This window comes from Flavobacterium notoginsengisoli, from assembly GCF_042686225.1.
Lineage (GTDB): Bacteria > Bacteroidota > Bacteroidia > Flavobacteriales > Flavobacteriaceae > Flavobacterium > Flavobacterium notoginsengisoli.
Genome location: NZ_JBHUOT010000011.1, coordinates 184,249 through 200,519 on the forward strand (window position 1 = coordinate 184,249; position 16,271 = coordinate 200,519).

Genomic DNA, 16,271 nt, shown 5'->3' on the forward strand with positions numbered 1-16,271 from the left:
ATAATTTTTTTGTCAATAATGCGTTTTAAAAAGGATTAAATATAATTGAGTTCTTTTTTTATCATTTTTTTGACTTTTTAATTTAAGTATTTAGCTCTTAATGCAATACTTTTGCATCAAATTCATTCTTAAATATGAAAAAATACTTTTACTTTTTATCACTTTTACTTATAGTTACATCTTGTACAGAAGATGTAAAGTTTAATAATCCCGCTTTTCAAACTTTAAAAAATAATATTTTTTGGAGGGCCCGTAACTATAAAGCATATTTGAATGCAAATGGGACAATGATTGTGGAAGGGAATTTGGGCTATGAAAAAGTCGTTTTGCAAACTCAGTCTTCTGCTGAACAACCTTATACTTTAGGTGTTGATGAACTTTCAAGAGCTACTTACGAAAATACGCTCCCTTCTGAACTATCTTCTTATGCTACAGGAACTAATTATGGTAATGGTCAAATTGTTATCACAGATTACGATACTGAACTTAAAACGATATCAGGAACCTTTAAATTTACAGCAGTTAACGAAGATACAGAAAATGTCGAAAATCCTCAAATTCATTTTACAGAAGGAGTTTTTTATAAAGTTCCCGTTGAAGTAAGTGAGATAGTTCATCATTTATAATTCACTGAAAGTGCCTAATTTTAAGGATTAGGGTAACAATATCCAAATAAAAACTTAAATAAACTCATAACATAGTGGATTAGATAGAAATAAGATTACATTTGCTTATTATTATAAATAAATATCTATGAATATTTTTGTTGGAAGCCTTCCATTCAGTATTGAGGAAGCAGATTTAAGAGAGTCTTTTGAGGCTTATGGAACAGTTGACTCTGTTAAAATTATTACTGATAAATTTACTGGAAGAAGTAAAGGCTTTGGTTTTGTTGAAATGCCAAATGATAGCGAAGCTCAGAAAGCTATCGACGAATTGAACGGTGCTGTGGTTGCAGGACGTACAATCGTTGTAAATAAATCTGAGCCAAAACCAGAAGGCGAAAGAAGAAGTTTTAATAACAACCGTGGAGGAGATTCTCGCGGAGGTTATGGAAACAACCGTGGAGGAAATGACCGCGGAAACAGAGGAGGATATTAATATTTTTTTTCTAGAATATAAAAGGGATCAACGAAAGTTGATCCCTTTTTTTGTTTCAAGCTTTATTTGTTTCAAGTTTCAGGTTGCTGGAACGTGAAACTTGAAACAAAAGAAACTATTATACGTTCGCAGCTAACCAGTCACCAACTTCTTTAGTGCCGTATGCTTTGCCTCCGTTAGCTAAATCTTCAGTAACTACTCCAGCTTCTAAAGCTTTGTTTACAGCATCTCTCATTGCTTTTCCTTCTTCCATCAATCCGAAATTTTCGAACATCATAGCAGCAGATAAAACAGTTGCCATTGGGTTAGCAATGTTTAATCCTGTAGCTTGCGGATAAGAACCGTGAATAGGTTCAAATAAAGATACTTCAGCTCCCATAGAGGCAGAAGGCATTAATCCCATTGAGCCTGAAATTACAGAAGCTTCGTCTGTCAGGATATCTCCAAATAAGTTTTCTGTAATTAATACGTCATAAGAGTTTGGCCATTGTACCAAACGCATTGCTACAGCATCAACAAATTCGTAGCTAACTTCAACCTCCGGATAATCTTTTTCCATTGCCTGAACCGTTTCTCTCCACAAACGTGAAGTTTCCAAAACGTTTGCTTTATCAACGCAGCATAATTTTTTAGAACGTGTCATGGCTAATTCGAAACCTTTTTTAGCTAAACGCTGTACTTCCGCTCTGGTATAAACGCAGTTATCAAAAGCAGTATCGCCGTTGTCTTTTCTTCCTTTTTCGCCAAAGTAAATTCCGCCAGTCAATTCTCTTAAGAAAACCAAATCAGTTCCTTCAATTCTTTCTCTTTTTAAAGGAGATTTGTCTAATAAAGATGGGAATGTAAAAGTTGGTCTTACATTTGCAAACAAACCTAATGCTTTACGCATTTTTAACAAACCTTGTTCTGGTCTTACAGGTGCAGAAGGGTCGTTGTCGTATTTAGGATGACCAATTGCTCCAAAAAGAACGGCATCAGCATTTTTACAAACTTCATGTGTTGCATCCGGATAAGGCTCACCTACAGCATCAATTGCAGCGGCTCCGGTTAAAGCTGGTTTCCAGGTAATTTCATGTCCAAATTTTTGTGCAATAGCATCTGATACTTTTACTGCTTGCTCAATTACTTCTGGTCCGATTCCGTCTCCGGCTAAAAGGGCTATGTTTAATTTCATTCTATATGTGTTATTAAGGTTCAAAGGTTCAGAGGAACAAAGGTTCAAAGTTTTGAAAGCAGGTAAAAACCTCTGTGCCTTTGCAACTTTGAACCTTTGTCCCTTATATTAAGTAACTATATTCAACATTTTTTGTGTTGCAATAATCGCTGCAACGGTTTGATCTGAGTCTAATCCGCGGGTTTTGAATTCTTTTCCGTTATTGATCCAGGTGATAATGGTCTCGCACAAGGCGTCAGAACTACTTCCTGGAGGGATTCTTACCGCATAATCAATCAATTTTGGAAGCGTCAATTTTTTGCTTTTGTAAATCTTCGATAAAGCATTCATAAAAGCATCAAACTGACCGTCTCCCTGTGCGTTTTCTTCGATTATTTCTCCGTTTAAATTTAAAGATAAAGTCGTAGATGGGCGCATTCCTTTAGAATGAACCAGCATATAAGAATTTATGGTAATTTTTTCTTCGTAAGTATGACTGTCCAAAACATCAGAAATAATGTATGGCAGATCTTCCTTGGTTACGGTTTCTTTTTTGTCGCCCAATTCGATAATTCTTTGGGTAACCAATTTCAAATCTTCGTTGTTTAATTTTAAACCTAATTCCTGAAGATTTTTTTCGATATTGGCTTTTCCTGAAGTTTTTCCGAGGGCGTATTTTCTTTTTCTTCCAAAACGTTCCGGAAGAAGATCATTAAAATAAAGATTGTTTTTATTGTCTCCGTCAGCGTGAATTCCTGCTGTCTGTGTGAAAACATTATCTCCAACAATTGGTTTATTAGCTGGAATTCTGTAACCAGTAAAGGTTTCTACCAGTTTGCTTACAGAGTACAAAGATGTTTCTTTGATATTGATTTTTACTTCTGGCAGATAATCATTTATGACAGCAACGGTACTTTCAAGCGGCGCATTTCCGGCGCGTTCGCCCATTCCGTTTACTGTTACGTGAAGTCCGTTTATTCCCGCTTTTATGGCTTCCATAACATTCGCAACGCTTAAATCGTAGTCGTTGTGTGCATGGAAATCAAAATGAATGTTTGGATATTTTGCTCTGATTTTTGAAATAAATTCAAAAGTTAGAGACGGAATTAAAACCCCTAAAGTGTCAGGAAGTAAAACTCTTTTAATAGGCTGCGTTGCTAAGAAATCCAGAAATTGAAAAACATAATCTTGAGAATTTCGCATTCCGTTGCTCCAGTCTTCCAGATAAACGTTGGTTTCAATATTATTTTCTTTAGCTAAAGCAATAATTTCGGCAATTTCAGAAAAATGTTGTTCCGGAGTTTTTTTTAATTGATGCGTTAAGTGATTCATTGAACCTTTGGTCAATAAATTCTGCACTTTTGCACCCGCTTTTTTCATCCAGTCAATTGAAACGCCTCCGTCAACAAACGTAAGAACTTCAATTCTGTCAATATACCCTTTTTCTTCAGCCCATGAAGTTATGCCTTTTACAGCCTGAAATTCTCCTTCGCTCACACGCGCCGAAGCAATTTCAATTCTATCAATATTTAATTCCTCTAACAACAATTGTGCAATGGTTAGTTTTTCTGCAGCAGAAAATGAGACTCCTGATGTTTGTTCGCCATCACGGAGTGTCGTATCCATTATTTCAATTTTTCTTTTTTCCATATTGATATTCTATATTTCTTAAGGGGTGGATATTTTTGATATCCTAATACTTAATTTGAACACTGATTTTACGGATTCGCTATCGCGAAGACGCTGATAAAAACGGATTTTTTATTATTTAGATAAAATAAAAATCCGCGTTAATCCGTGTTCTTGCTATAGCAAATCAGTTTCATCCGCGTCCTATTTATTCTAGAAAGACCCGAGAGGTTTTGAAGCCTGTCGGGTCTAATAGACTGAATGATATTTCTATTAGTAAGGAAGTTTATCAGCGAAAGCCTTAATGTCTTCCTTCATATCTTGTAAATAATCAATGTCGTCAAAACCATTAATCATGTTATTCTTTTTGTATCCGTTGATAGCAAAAGATTCTTGCTCGCCAGTTGACAATAAAGTAATGGTTTGGTCTGGAAGATTGATTTCTAATTCTGTTTTAGGATCAGCTTCGATAGCTTTGAAAATGTTTTCCAAAAACTCAGGGCTGATTTGTACTGGCAAAACACCAATATTCAAACAGTTTCCTTTGAAGATATCAGCAAAGAAACTAGAAACTACAGCACGAAATCCGTAATCGTAAACTGCCCAAGCAGCGTGTTCTCTTGAAGATCCTGAACCGAAGTTTTTTCCTCCAACAAGAATTTTTCCGCTGTAAGTTGAATTGTTTAAAACGAAATCTGCTTTTGGAGTATCGTCTCCATTGTATCTCCAGTCTCTAAAAAGATTGTCTCCAAAACCTTCACGTTTTGTAGCTTTTAAGAAACGAGCCGGAATGATTTGATCTGTATCTACGTTCTCAATTGGCAACGGAACTCCGCTGCTTGTAAGTATATTAAATTTATCGTATGCCATTGTTTTTTGCTTTAGGCTGTAGGCTGTAAGCTTTAGGCTTTTCCTACAGTGTGTATTATGTATTGAGTTTTTAGCTTAAAGCCAATTGCTTAAAGCTTACAGCGAGAATTAAAATAATTCTCTAGGGTCAGTTAATTTTCCAGTAACTGCTGCCGCTGCCGCCATAATTGGAGAAGCTAAAAGCGTTCTTGAACCAGGACCTTGACGACCTTCAAAGTTTCTGTTTGAAGTACTTACTGCATATTTTCCAGCAGGGACTTTGTCGTCGTTCATTGCTAAACAAGCAGAACAACCCGGCTGACGTAATACGAAACCTGCTTCAGTCAAAATATCTAAAATTCCTTCTTCTTTAATCTGCGCTTCAACAACGTGAGAACCCGGAACTAACCAAGCCGTAACATTATCTGCTTTTTTTCTTCCTTTTACAATTTCAGCAAAAGCTCTAAAATCTTCAATACGTCCGTTTGTACAACTTCCTAAGAAAACGTAATCGATTTGTTTTCCAATCATTACATCATCTTCGTTGAAGCCCATATAAGCCAAAGATTTCTTGTAAGTTTCCTCACCACCTTCAACTTGATTTGCACTTGGGATATGTTTTGTGATACCAATTCCCATTCCTGGGTTAGTACCATAAGTAATCATTGGTTCAATATCTTCCGCTTTGATGTTTAATTCAGCATCAAACACAGCATCAGCATCAGTTTTTAAAGTTTTCCAGTATTCAACAGCTTTTGTCCAGGCTTCTCCTTTTGGAGCGTATAATCTTCCTTCAAGGAAATCGAAAGTAGTTTGGTCAGGAGCAATCATACCTCCACGAGCACCCATTTCGATACTTAAATTACAAACTGTCATACGGCCTTCCATAGTCATGTTTTCAAAAACATCACCGGCATATTCAACAAAATAACCAGTACCTCCAGAAGTAGTTAATTGCGCAATAATATAAAGTGCAACGTCTTTTGGACCAACACCTTTACTAAGCTGTCCGTTTACGTTAATACGCATTTTCTTTGGTTTAGGTTGCATGATACATTGTGTAGAAAGCACCATTTCAACCTCAGATGTTCCAATACCAAAAGCAATTGCTCCAAAAGCACCGTGAGTAGACGTATGCGAATCTCCACATACAATAGTAGCACCTGGCAAAGTAATTCCGTTTTCAGGACCAACTACGTGTACAATTCCATTTTTTTGGTGACCTAATCCCCAGTGCGAAATTCCGTATTCGTTAGCATTATCTTCAAGAGCTTGAAGCTGATTTGCAGAAAGCGGATCCTGAACTGGTAAATGTTGGTTTATGGTTGGTGTATTGTGGTCGGCAGTTGCAAAAGTACGCTGTGGGTATAAAACGTTAACGCCTCTTGATTTTAATCCTAAAAAAGCAACAGGACTCGTAACTTCATGAATGAAATGGCGGTCAATAAAAAACACATCTGGCCCATCTTCAATTTTACGCACAACATGTGAATCCCATACTTTGTCAAATAATGTCTTACTCATTTTTTATTTTTTTTAATTGTAATTTCTATAACCACAGCAATTCCCTGTTCATTATAATAGCAAAACAAAAGTAAAAAAAGATAAAAAAGCGTCAATTTCGATATTTCATTATATACGATACCCAAACTAATTTACAAATTGCGAAACCGCTTTTGCAGACTAAAATTTGACAGAAAAATGATAAAGAAACTGATTTGCTTTTTCTTTTTCGGCTTTAATTTTTCTTGTTTGTTTTTTGTTTTAATAGTTTGCAAATTTACCTCTAAATCACTATAAAATACAAGGTTTTATTTGAAAAAATCTAACAAAATGTATGAAAATAGTAATAATTGTTAGTTTTTGATTTCTTTGTAATACAGCTGCTTTTTTTGTTTTTTAAAGCTTTCAAAGGAGTTTTTCGAGTGTTATTTAGATTCAATAAAAGGTCAAAATACTACGACATCCAAGAGGTGTATTTTTGTGAAATTTTATGAATTTTAAGAGAAAATCTGATGAATAAATAAGAATGCCTTTTTAAGAAATTATCCGTTTTCAATCTCCAAAAAAAGCGTAAATTTGGACTTCCTCCATTTTTTATTTCGCATTTTGTTATGTTTCATGTTATCAGTGTTTTGTAACGCAAAAGATTTAGAATTTGGACACAAGCGAAGCGAACTGGCGAAGCAATTTTAAAATTTGACTTTTTACAACTCTATGTATTTAATATTCGATACCGAAACAACCGGATTACCAAAACGCTGGGATGCCCCAATAACCGATTCTGATAACTGGCCTCGCTGTATACAAATTGCCTGGCAGTTGCATGACGAAATGGGACAGCTTATCGAACATCAGGATTATTTGGTAAAACCAGAAGGATTTAACATTCCGTATGATGCTGAACGTATTCACGGAATCTCAACTGAATTGGCTGAAGCCGATGGAATCACTTTGGCCGAAGTTTTAGAGAAATTCAATATTGCTTTAAGCAAAACCAAATTCATCGTTGGACAGAATTTAGGTTTTGACGTTAATATTATGGGAGCAGAATTCCATAGAATGGGAGTGGAGTCTCAAATGGCTTCAATGCCTGTTTTGGATACCTGTACCGAAGTTACCGCTTCGCTATTACAGCTTCCCGGAGGTCGTGGAGGAAAATTCAAATTGCCGACTCTGACCGAATTACACAGCTATCTTTTCGATCAGCCTTTCGCGGAAGCGCACAACGCAACTGCCGACGTTGAGGCAACTACGCGTTGTTTTCTTGAATTGGTTAGAAGAGAAGTTTTTACCAAAGAAGAGCTTGATGTTCCAAAAGAGTATTTTAAAGAATTTCAGGAGAGAAATTTTGAACCATTTAAGTTAATTGGTTTAAAACACATCAACTTAAAAGCGGCTTCTGATAAAATCAGAGAACAGCTTAAAGCTTTAGCTGGAGAAGATACACAAAATGTCGTTTCAGAAGAAGATAAAGCCGATTTTAAAGCGGCGAAATTTGCGCATTTGCACAATCATACGCAGTTTTCGGTTCTTCAATCGACTATCGGAATTGGGAATATTGTTGCAGCATCAGCTAAAAATGGAATGCCGGCTGTTGCGATGACGGATACTGGAAACATGATGGGAGCTTTCCATTTTGTGAGCGCCGTTATGAACCACAACAAAGCGGCGTCTGGAAAAAATAAAGCTTTGGTTGAAGCTGGAGAAGAGCCAACAGAAACTGAAGTAAAACCAATTGTAGGATGTGAATTTAATATCTGCGAAAATCACTTAGATAAATCCAAAAAAGACAACGGTTATCAGGTTGTTTTGATGGCTAAAAATAAAGCCGGTTATCACAACCTCGCTAAAATGGCTTCGATTGCGTATACAGACGGATTCTACTATGTTCCGAGGATTGACCGCAAGATTGTCGAGCAATACAAAGGCGATATTATGGTTTTGTCCGGGAATTTATATGGAGAAATTCCGAGTAAAATCCTGAACATCGGTGAAAATCAAGCCGAAGAAGCGTTGATTTGGTGGAAAGAACAGTTTGGCGAAGATTTCTATCTGGAAGTGATGCGCCACAATCAGGAAGATGAGAATCGTGTAAATAAAACCCTGATTGAGTTTTCTAGAAAACACGATGTAAAGTTAATTGCTACCAACAATACTTATTATTTAAATAAAGAAGATGCCAATGCGCACGATATTTTACTTTGCGTAAAAGATGGTGAAAAGCAGGCAACACCTATTGGACGTGGACGTGGTTACCGTTACGGACTTCCAAATCAGGAATATTATTTCAAGTCGCAAGACGAGATGAAAAAACTTTTTGCTGATTTGCCGGAAGCGATTATCAATATTCAGGAAATTATTGATAAGGTTGAAGGATATTCGCTTTATCGTGATGTATTACTTCCGAAATTCGAAATCCCCGACGAATTTATGGTTCCCGAAGATGAAGAAGACGGTGGTGTACGTGGAGAAAATAAATACTTGCGTCACCTTACAATGGAAGGGGCAAAAAGAAGATACGGCGAAATTACCGAATCGATTCAGGAACGTTTGGACTTTGAGTTAATGACGATTTCAAACTCAGGATATCCAGGGTATTTCCTAATCGTACAGGATTTCATTGCTGAAGCAAGAAAAATGGACGTATCGGTTGGTCCTGGCCGTGGATCTGCAGCGGGTTCTGCCGTTGCATACTGCCTTGGAATTACCAATATTGACCCTATTAAATACGACTTACTTTTTGAGCGTTTCCTAAATCCTGACCGTGTATCCATGCCCGATATTGATATTGACTTTGATGACGAGGGGCGTGGACGTGTAATGGAATACGTAATCAATAAATACGGTCAAAAACAGGTGGCACAGATTATCACTTATGGTAAAATGGCAACCAAATCGGCGATTCGTGATACGGCGCGTGTACTGGATTTACCATTATTTGAAGCCGATAGAATTGCCAAGCTGATTCCAGGGATGATGCCGTCCAAATGGAATTTGGCTCGTTTTATTTCAGAGAGTGAAGATGAGGTTAAAAAAGCACTTCGTTCGGACGAATTTGACAATGTAAAAGAATTGATCGCCATTGCCAATGAAGATGATTTGGCAGGAGAAACGATTCAGCAGGCAAAAATCTTGGAAGGATCGATGCGTAATACGGGAATTCACGCCTGTGGGGTAATTATTACGCCATCTGATATTACAAATTATGTTCCTGTAACCACAGCAAAAGATTCGGATTTATATGTAACACAGTTCGATAACTCGGTTGCAGAAAGTGCCGGATTGTTGAAAATGGACTTCTTGGGTCTGAAGACCCTTACGCTGATAAAAGATACTGTAAAACTGGTAAAATACAGAACGAATATTGATCTGGATCCAGATACATTTCCGATTGATGATGAAGAAACGTATGCACTTTTCCAAAGAGGTGAAACGGTTGGAATCTTCCAATACGAGTCACCTGGAATGCAGAAATACATGAAAGATCTTAAACCAACGGTTTTTGGAGATTTAATTGCCATGAATGCCCTTTATCGTCCGGGACCTTTGGAGTATATTCCTTCTTTCGTTCGAAGAAAAAACGGCGATGAGGAAATCAAATACGATTTAGATGCCTGTGCCGAATATTTATCTGAAACCTACGGAATTACGGTTTACCAAGAGCAGGTAATGCTTTTGTCTCAGTCTTTGGCTGGATTTACAAAGGGTGAGGCCGACGTTTTGCGTAAAGCAATGGGTAAGAAACAAAAAGACGTACTAGATAAAATGAAGCCGAAGTTCGTAGAACAAGCAGCGGCAAAAGGTCACGACGCAAAAGTTCTGGAGAAAATCTGGAAAGACTGGGAAGCCTTTGCGAGTTACGCCTTCAACAAATCACACTCGACTTGTTATGCCTGGATTGCGTACCAAACGGCTTATTTGAAAGCGCATTATCCTGCTGAATATATGGCTGCGGTACTTTCGAACAACATGAACGATATCAAACAGGTTTCGTTCTTCATGGAAGAATGTAAACGTATGGGATTACAAGTTTTGGGGCCAGATGTAAACGAATCGTACTATAAATTTACCGTAAACGATGATTATGCCGTTCGTTTCGGAATGGGAGCAATTAAAGGTGTTGGATCCGGAGCCGTAGAAACAATTGTAGAAAACAGAAAAGACGGAAGATATAAATCAATTTTTGATTTGGCAAAGCGAATTGATTTGCGTGCTGCCAACAAAAAAGCAATCGAAAACTTAGCGCTTGCCGGAGGTTTTGATTCTTTTGAAGGAACGACCAGAGCACAGTATTTCCACGATGATGGCGACGGAATCACTTTCTACGAAAAAGCAATGCGTTATGGATCGAAGTTTCAGGAAAATGAAAATTCATCACAAGTAAGTTTGTTTGGAGAAGCGAGTGAAGTACAGATTGCAGAACCTGTTGTTCCTCCATGCGAAGACTGGAGTACAATGGAAAAACTGGCCAAAGAAAAGGAAGTTGTCGGAATCTATATTTCCGGACATCCACTTGACGATTTTAGGTTCGAAATGAAATATTTCTGCAATGCTCGTTTAGAATCTTTAAAGAGCATGAATGAATATGTTGGAAAGAATTTGCACTTTGCCGGAATTATCAATAATGTTCAGCATCGTGTTGCTAAAAACGGAAAAGGCTGGGCGGCATTCAATTTAGAAGGTTATGATGAAAGTTATGAGTTTAAGATTTTTGGTGAAGAATATCTGAAATTCCGCCATTTCTTAATTCAGAACAATTTTGCCTTTTTGAAAATTTTGATAAAAGATGGATGGGTAAACCATGATACAGGTAAAAAGTCGGATCCGAGAATGCAGTTTGTAGAGATTCGTCAGTTGCAGGATATTTTAGAAGCTTTCGCTAAAAAATTAATCTTGTTGCTGAACATCAAGGATCTTCATCCGGAGTTTATTCATAAATTGAGTCATTTATTTGCTGAAAATAAAGGAGATAATTCTGTGACTTTTGAAATCATGGAGTTGGAAAAAATAAAGAAACTCGTTGAGGTAGAAACGCCAACCGATTTTGAAGCAGAAGATGCCGTTTTTGAAGCTGAAAATGAAGATAGTACGATGGAAGATACTAAGATTCAAGAAGTAAATGAAGTTGAGGAAATAAAAGTAGTAACCAAATTAACGATGCCGAGTCGTCGTATAAAGGTCAAAATTTCAGCTGAATTATTGCAGGAACTGGAGAAAATGCAGATTAATTTTAAATTGAACTAAAAAATTAACAGTTAAAATTTAAACACATGTTAATTTTTTATGTTAAAAATATGCATGCATAATAGTTTTTTAGTAATATTGCCCGAAATTACAACGATTTCGTTCCAAGTCTAACTTTACAAATTGTAAGAATGTGTTTAATGTTCTAAGTTTGTATAAATTAATTAAATCAGAATTATGAAAAAGAACCTATTTTTATTGGGATTATTAGTTTGCTCAATGACCATGATGGCGCAAACAGAAAAAGCAGACAAACCAGAAAGCTGGTATTTTAAATTAGGTGGATCTTATTTTATTCAAACAGCCGCTACAGAGTTTCCAATTGTAAATGGTGCATTACCTAATACAGATGTTTACGGTTCTAATGGAACTACATTAATTTCTAGAAAAACAAATCACGGTTCATTTGGAGAAGGTTTCCGTTCAGGATTAACTGCAGGTTACCGTTTTACAACTCGATTAGGAGTTGAGATGGGAATTAACTATTATTCTAGTGCTGATAAATTAATGGTTGAAACTACAAATCGTTTAGTTGCTACTACTCCAGCAAATATTTTCGTAACTGGTGATGCTGTAGGGAAAATAAGAGCTTGGGATTTATCTCCTTCATTAGTATTATTTTTAGGAGAGGCTAAAGGGTTTGAGCCGTATACAAAAGTAGGAGTTATTGTTCCTATTCATGGTGATTTAACTATTGAGACAAATCGCGAGTATTATGCTGCAACACCAAATGGGCCATCAACAGTAGCAAAAACATATTCAGAAGATGTTGTAAAACCTAATCCAACAATTGGTTTTATGGCGGCAGTAGGAACGTCTTATAAAATAGGTAAAAAAATAGCTTTATTTGCTGAGATTGAATACAGAAATTTTACTGTTCATGGTAAAACTAAAGAAACAACTGTATTTACTGAAAATGGAGTTGACAAATTACATACACCTACTACTTTTAGACAAGATGCTTCTTATTCTGCAATCCACACTAATTATGTAAGTCAATTGACTACAAGTTCTAATAGCAAAGTAACTAATGCTGCAGGCTTTGATGATACAAGAGCTACAGATGATATTAGTTCGTTTGTTGGAATTTCAGGTATTGGTTTAACATTTGGTTTAAAATACAGTCTGTAATTTTATTCCATATTATAGTTTACAAGAAGAGGATATTCTTTCGAATATCCTCTTCTTGTATTTTGTCATTTCGACCGCAGGGAGAAATCACACGCGGGATTCGACAAAGATTGGAGACGTTCTGTACGGAGTTGCTAGTGTGATTTCTTCCTGCGGTCGAAATGACAAAACTGCGTAAATATTATTTAGAAACCTCTCTAAACTCCTTTAAAACCTGATCAATGACCCAAGTAGTTCTTGAACCAGAAACTCCTTTTGATGGAGACGAATTTTCTTTTCTTAATAATTCAGAAATAACAGTTTCTATAAACGGCTGTTGAATGTGTAACGGATTTTCGATTGTAATACTTTCTTTTTCTCCATTTGCATATTGAATATGTATTGGGTCATTTCCGAAAGTCGAAAAAGAGATTTTTCCTTTATCACCCACAATCTCGGTGTTATCATAACGTTCAAAACTCGCAAAATTCCATATTCCGGAACCGTGAATTCCGTTTTCAAATAAAAAAGACATCGAGACTGCATCTTCTGCAGGATATGCCTTTAGTTGTGAAGTTGCATGTCCGCGAACTGATTTTATTGGACCTAAAACAAAATCAAGGAAATCTAAAGTATGACAAGCCAGATCAACAAAAATTCCGCCTCCTGAGATATGAGGCAGCACTGTCCACGGAAGATTGATTTCGTCATCGTAACGAGCTTCAAAAGGATGATACAAAACACAATTTACATGTCTTATTGTTCCAAGTTTGCCTTTGTCAATCAATTCTTTTATTTTTAAAAAACGAGGTAAAGCTCTTCTGTAATAAGCAACAAACAAAGGAACATTGTTTTCTTTGCAGACGCTGATCATTTCGTTACACTCTTCAAAAGTTAAGGCCATTGGTTTTTCTACATAAACAGGTTTTCCTGCTTTGGCACATAAAATAGTATATTCTTTATGAGAGGATGGAGGAGTAGCGATATAAACTGCATCAACTTCCGGATCGTTTATTAAATCAATTGCATTGGAATACCATTTCGGAACGTTATGACGTTTGGCATAATCTTCTGCTAAGGCAGCATCTCGGCGCATAACAGCAACTAAAGCAGAATTTGGTGCTTTCTGAAAAGCTGGTCCGCTTTTAACTTCAGTTACGTTTCCACAGCCAATAATTCCCCATTTTATAATTTCCATTGATTAAGTTTTTAGTTTCTCAAATTTAAAAAAAGGTTTGCCACGAATTGCACTAATTTCCACGAATTCTTTTTTTTGCCACATATTAAAAGAATTTTCACAGTATTACTAAAGTAAACGCATAGATATTAAAATCATTTTAGTCCTTTTAATCTGTGGCAAAAAATATATAAATGGGATTTTCCTCAATTTAAATTAGTGGAAATTAGAGTAATTAGTGGCAAAATAAAAAGCCACAAATTCACAAAAATAATTTGTGAATTACGTGGCTAAAAAAAATCAGTTTAAAGTCTTATTTTGAAGGCAAAGCTTTAAAACCCATATTGTAAAGCGTGAAAGCCTGAATGTCTACATTTTCCTGAATTGTAGCCGCAACAGATTTTCCTGCACCGTGTCCTGCTTTAACATCAATTCTAATTAAAACCGGATTATCTCCTGTTTGTTTTTCCTGTAATTCAGAAGCAAATTTAAAACTGTGTGCCGGAACTACACGATCATCATGATCTCCTGTTGTTACCATTGTTGCAGGGTAATTTGTTCCTTTTTTAACGTTATGAACAGGAGAATATCCTTTTAAATATTCGAACATTTCTTTGTTATCCTGAGCCGTTCCGTAATCAAAAGCCCATCCTGCACCTGCTGTAAAAGCATTGTAACGAAGCATATCCATAACCCCAACTGCTGGCAATGCTACTTTCATCAAATCAGGACGTTGTGTCATTGTTGCTCCTACTAATAATCCTCCGTTAGATCCTCCGCGAATAGCTAAATAATCTGAGGAAGTATATTTCTGAGCAATTAGATATTCGGCAGCAGCGATAAAATCATCAAATACATTTTGTTTTTGAAGTTTAGTTCCTGCATTGTGCCATTTCTTTCCGTATTCGCCACCACCTCTCAAGTTGGCAACAGCATAAACCCCTCCGTTTTCCATCCAAACTGCATTTGCAATGCTGAAACTTGGTGTTAAACTAATATTGAACCCACCGTAACCGTATAAGATTGTTGGATTTTTGCCATCCAGTTTTGTTCCTTTTTTATAAGTAATAATCATAGGAACTTTTGTACCGTCTTTTGAAGTGTAGAAAACCTGTTTTGATTCATAATCTTCACTTTTGAAATCCACTTTTGGTTTCTGATAAATTTCAGATTTACCTGATTTTGGTTCAAAAGAATAAATGCTTCCCGGAGTTGTGTAATTTGTAAAACTGTAATACAAGATCTTTTCTTCTTTTTTTCCGCCAAAACCTCCGGCAGTTCCCACAGCAGGAAGTTTGATTTCACGAATTAATTTTCCGTTGTAATCATATTGTTGCACAAACGAAACAGCATCTTTTGTGTAATTAGCAAAGAAATATCCTGCACCAGTTGAAGGCGATAAAACATTCTCTGTTTCTTTGATAAAATCTTTCCAGTTTTCTACTTTAGGATTATTAGCATCTACAGTAACCACACGAACATTAGGAGCGTTTAGGTCAGTTTCTATAAATAACTTGCTGCCTTCGTTTTCAATAATAGAATTGGAACTGTTGAAATTATCTACAATTGTAACGATTGGACTATTCGGTTTCGTCAGATCTTTAATATATAATTCATTCCCATAAGTTGAATTAGCCGCAGTAATAATTAAATAACGATCATCTTCTGTAACATAACCGCCAACATATCTTCTTTTCTGATCGGCACCAAAAATCACTTTATCGTCTTTTTGAGAAGTTCCCAATTTATGGAAATACAATTTGTGCTGATCTGTTTTGGCAGATAATTCACTTCCTTTAGGTTTGTCATAGCTAGAGTAGTAAAAACCTTCATTTTTGTACCACGACACGCCACTGAATTTTACATCGACTAAAGTATCTTCTAAAACTTTTTTAGACAAAGCATCAATAAGGATTACTTTTCTCCAGTCACTTCCACCTTCAGAAATAGAATAAGCGGCTTTGTTTCCATCTTTCGAAAAATTTAAACCACCAAGAGAAGTAGTTCCATCTTTAGAGAAAGTATTTGGATCAAGGAAAACTTCATCTTTACCGTCTTTTCCTTTTCTGTATACTACCGATTGATTCTGAAGTCCGTTGTTTTTAGAATAATAAGTAAATTTTCCTTCTGTAAACGGAGCGCCAATTTTTTCGTAGTTCCAGAGTTGTTCCATTCGTTCTTTAAGTGCTGAACGAAATGGAATTTTATCTAAATAAGCGTAAGTTACTTCGTTTTCAGCTTTTACCCAGGCTCCGGTTTCGGCAGATTTGTCATCTTCAAGCCAACGGTAAGGATCGCTTACTTTAGTGTCAAAATATACATCTACAGTTTCCCCTTTTTTAGTTTCGGGATATTTGATTTTGTTTTGTGCAAATGAAATTCCTGCAGTTGTGATTGCCATTAATAAAAAAGTTTTTTTCATAGTTAGTTTTTATCTGTTGTAACAAAAATAGTACTTTTTGTGAGATTGTTGTGTTATTAACCGGAAAGTACGCTAAGTATTAC

Annotated in this window: 10 protein-coding genes; 4 read left to right on the forward strand and 6 right to left on the reverse strand. The window is 36.2% G+C overall.

Going from position 1 to position 16,271, the window contains the following annotated elements:
- Window positions 1-134 precede the first annotated feature (134 nt).
- Both ACFS3A_RS21790 and ACFS3A_RS21795 read left to right on the forward strand, forming a co-directional pair.
- Complete coding sequence (locus ACFS3A_RS21790) at window positions 135-626, forward strand: DUF6252 family protein (RefSeq protein WP_379827672.1); 492 nt, start codon at window positions 135-137, stop codon at window positions 624-626.
- 127 nt (window positions 627-753) lie between these two features.
- Entirely contained in the window at window positions 754-1,101 is a 348-nt protein-coding gene (locus ACFS3A_RS21795) for an RNA recognition motif domain-containing protein (protein ID WP_379827673.1), read from the forward strand.
- 118 nt (window positions 1,102-1,219) lie between these two features.
- Here ACFS3A_RS21795 and leuB read toward each other — a convergent pair whose 3' ends face one another.
- The 4 genes from leuB to leuC all read right to left on the reverse strand — a co-directional run bounded on the left by leuB (window position 1,220) and on the right by leuC (window position 6,256).
- Window positions 1,220-2,275, reverse strand: coding sequence for a 3-isopropylmalate dehydrogenase (gene leuB / locus ACFS3A_RS21800; RefSeq protein WP_379827674.1), 1,056 nt, complete (start codon window positions 2,273-2,275; stop codon window positions 1,220-1,222).
- 108 nt (window positions 2,276-2,383) lie between these two features.
- Window positions 2,384-3,904 (reverse strand): alpha-isopropylmalate synthase regulatory domain-containing protein, encoded by a 1,521-nt coding sequence (locus ACFS3A_RS21805; RefSeq protein ID WP_379827675.1) that lies wholly within the window; start codon window positions 3,902-3,904, stop codon window positions 2,384-2,386.
- 252 nt (window positions 3,905-4,156) lie between these two features.
- The gene (gene leuD / locus ACFS3A_RS21810; protein WP_379827676.1) at window positions 4,157-4,753 is read right to left on the reverse strand and encodes a 3-isopropylmalate dehydratase small subunit; all 597 of its coding nucleotides are present in this window, start codon (window positions 4,751-4,753) and stop codon (window positions 4,157-4,159) included.
- A gap of 108 nt (window positions 4,754-4,861) precedes the next feature.
- Window positions 4,862-6,256 (reverse strand): 3-isopropylmalate dehydratase large subunit, encoded by a 1,395-nt coding sequence (gene leuC / locus ACFS3A_RS21815; RefSeq protein WP_229353150.1) that lies wholly within the window; start codon window positions 6,254-6,256, stop codon window positions 4,862-4,864.
- 693 nt (window positions 6,257-6,949) lie between these two features.
- Here leuC and dnaE point away from each other — a divergent pair.
- Together dnaE and ACFS3A_RS21825 are read left to right on the forward strand one after the other, a co-directional pair.
- A complete protein-coding gene (dnaE, locus tag ACFS3A_RS21820; RefSeq protein ID WP_379827678.1) occupies window positions 6,950-11,479 on the forward strand; it encodes a DNA polymerase III subunit alpha in 4,530 nt (1,509 codons plus the stop codon).
- Window positions 11,480-11,656: 177 nt separating this feature from the next.
- Window positions 11,657-12,610: an outer membrane beta-barrel protein gene (locus ACFS3A_RS21825; protein ID WP_379827680.1), complete on the forward strand. Its 954-nt coding sequence runs from the start codon at window positions 11,657-11,659 to the stop codon at window positions 12,608-12,610.
- Window positions 12,611-12,791: 181 nt separating this feature from the next.
- Here ACFS3A_RS21825 and ACFS3A_RS21830 read toward each other — a convergent pair whose 3' ends face one another.
- Together ACFS3A_RS21830 and ACFS3A_RS21835 are read right to left on the reverse strand one after the other, a co-directional pair.
- On the reverse strand, window positions 12,792-13,787 hold the full coding sequence (locus tag ACFS3A_RS21830; protein ID WP_379827681.1) for a Gfo/Idh/MocA family protein: 996 nt from the start codon (window positions 13,785-13,787) through the stop codon (window positions 12,792-12,794).
- A 292-nt stretch (window positions 13,788-14,079) separates the two neighbouring features.
- Window positions 14,080-16,188 (reverse strand): prolyl oligopeptidase family serine peptidase, encoded by a 2,109-nt coding sequence (locus ACFS3A_RS21835; protein ID WP_379827682.1) that lies wholly within the window; start codon window positions 16,186-16,188, stop codon window positions 14,080-14,082.
- Between the last annotated feature and the right edge of the window lie 83 nt (window positions 16,189-16,271).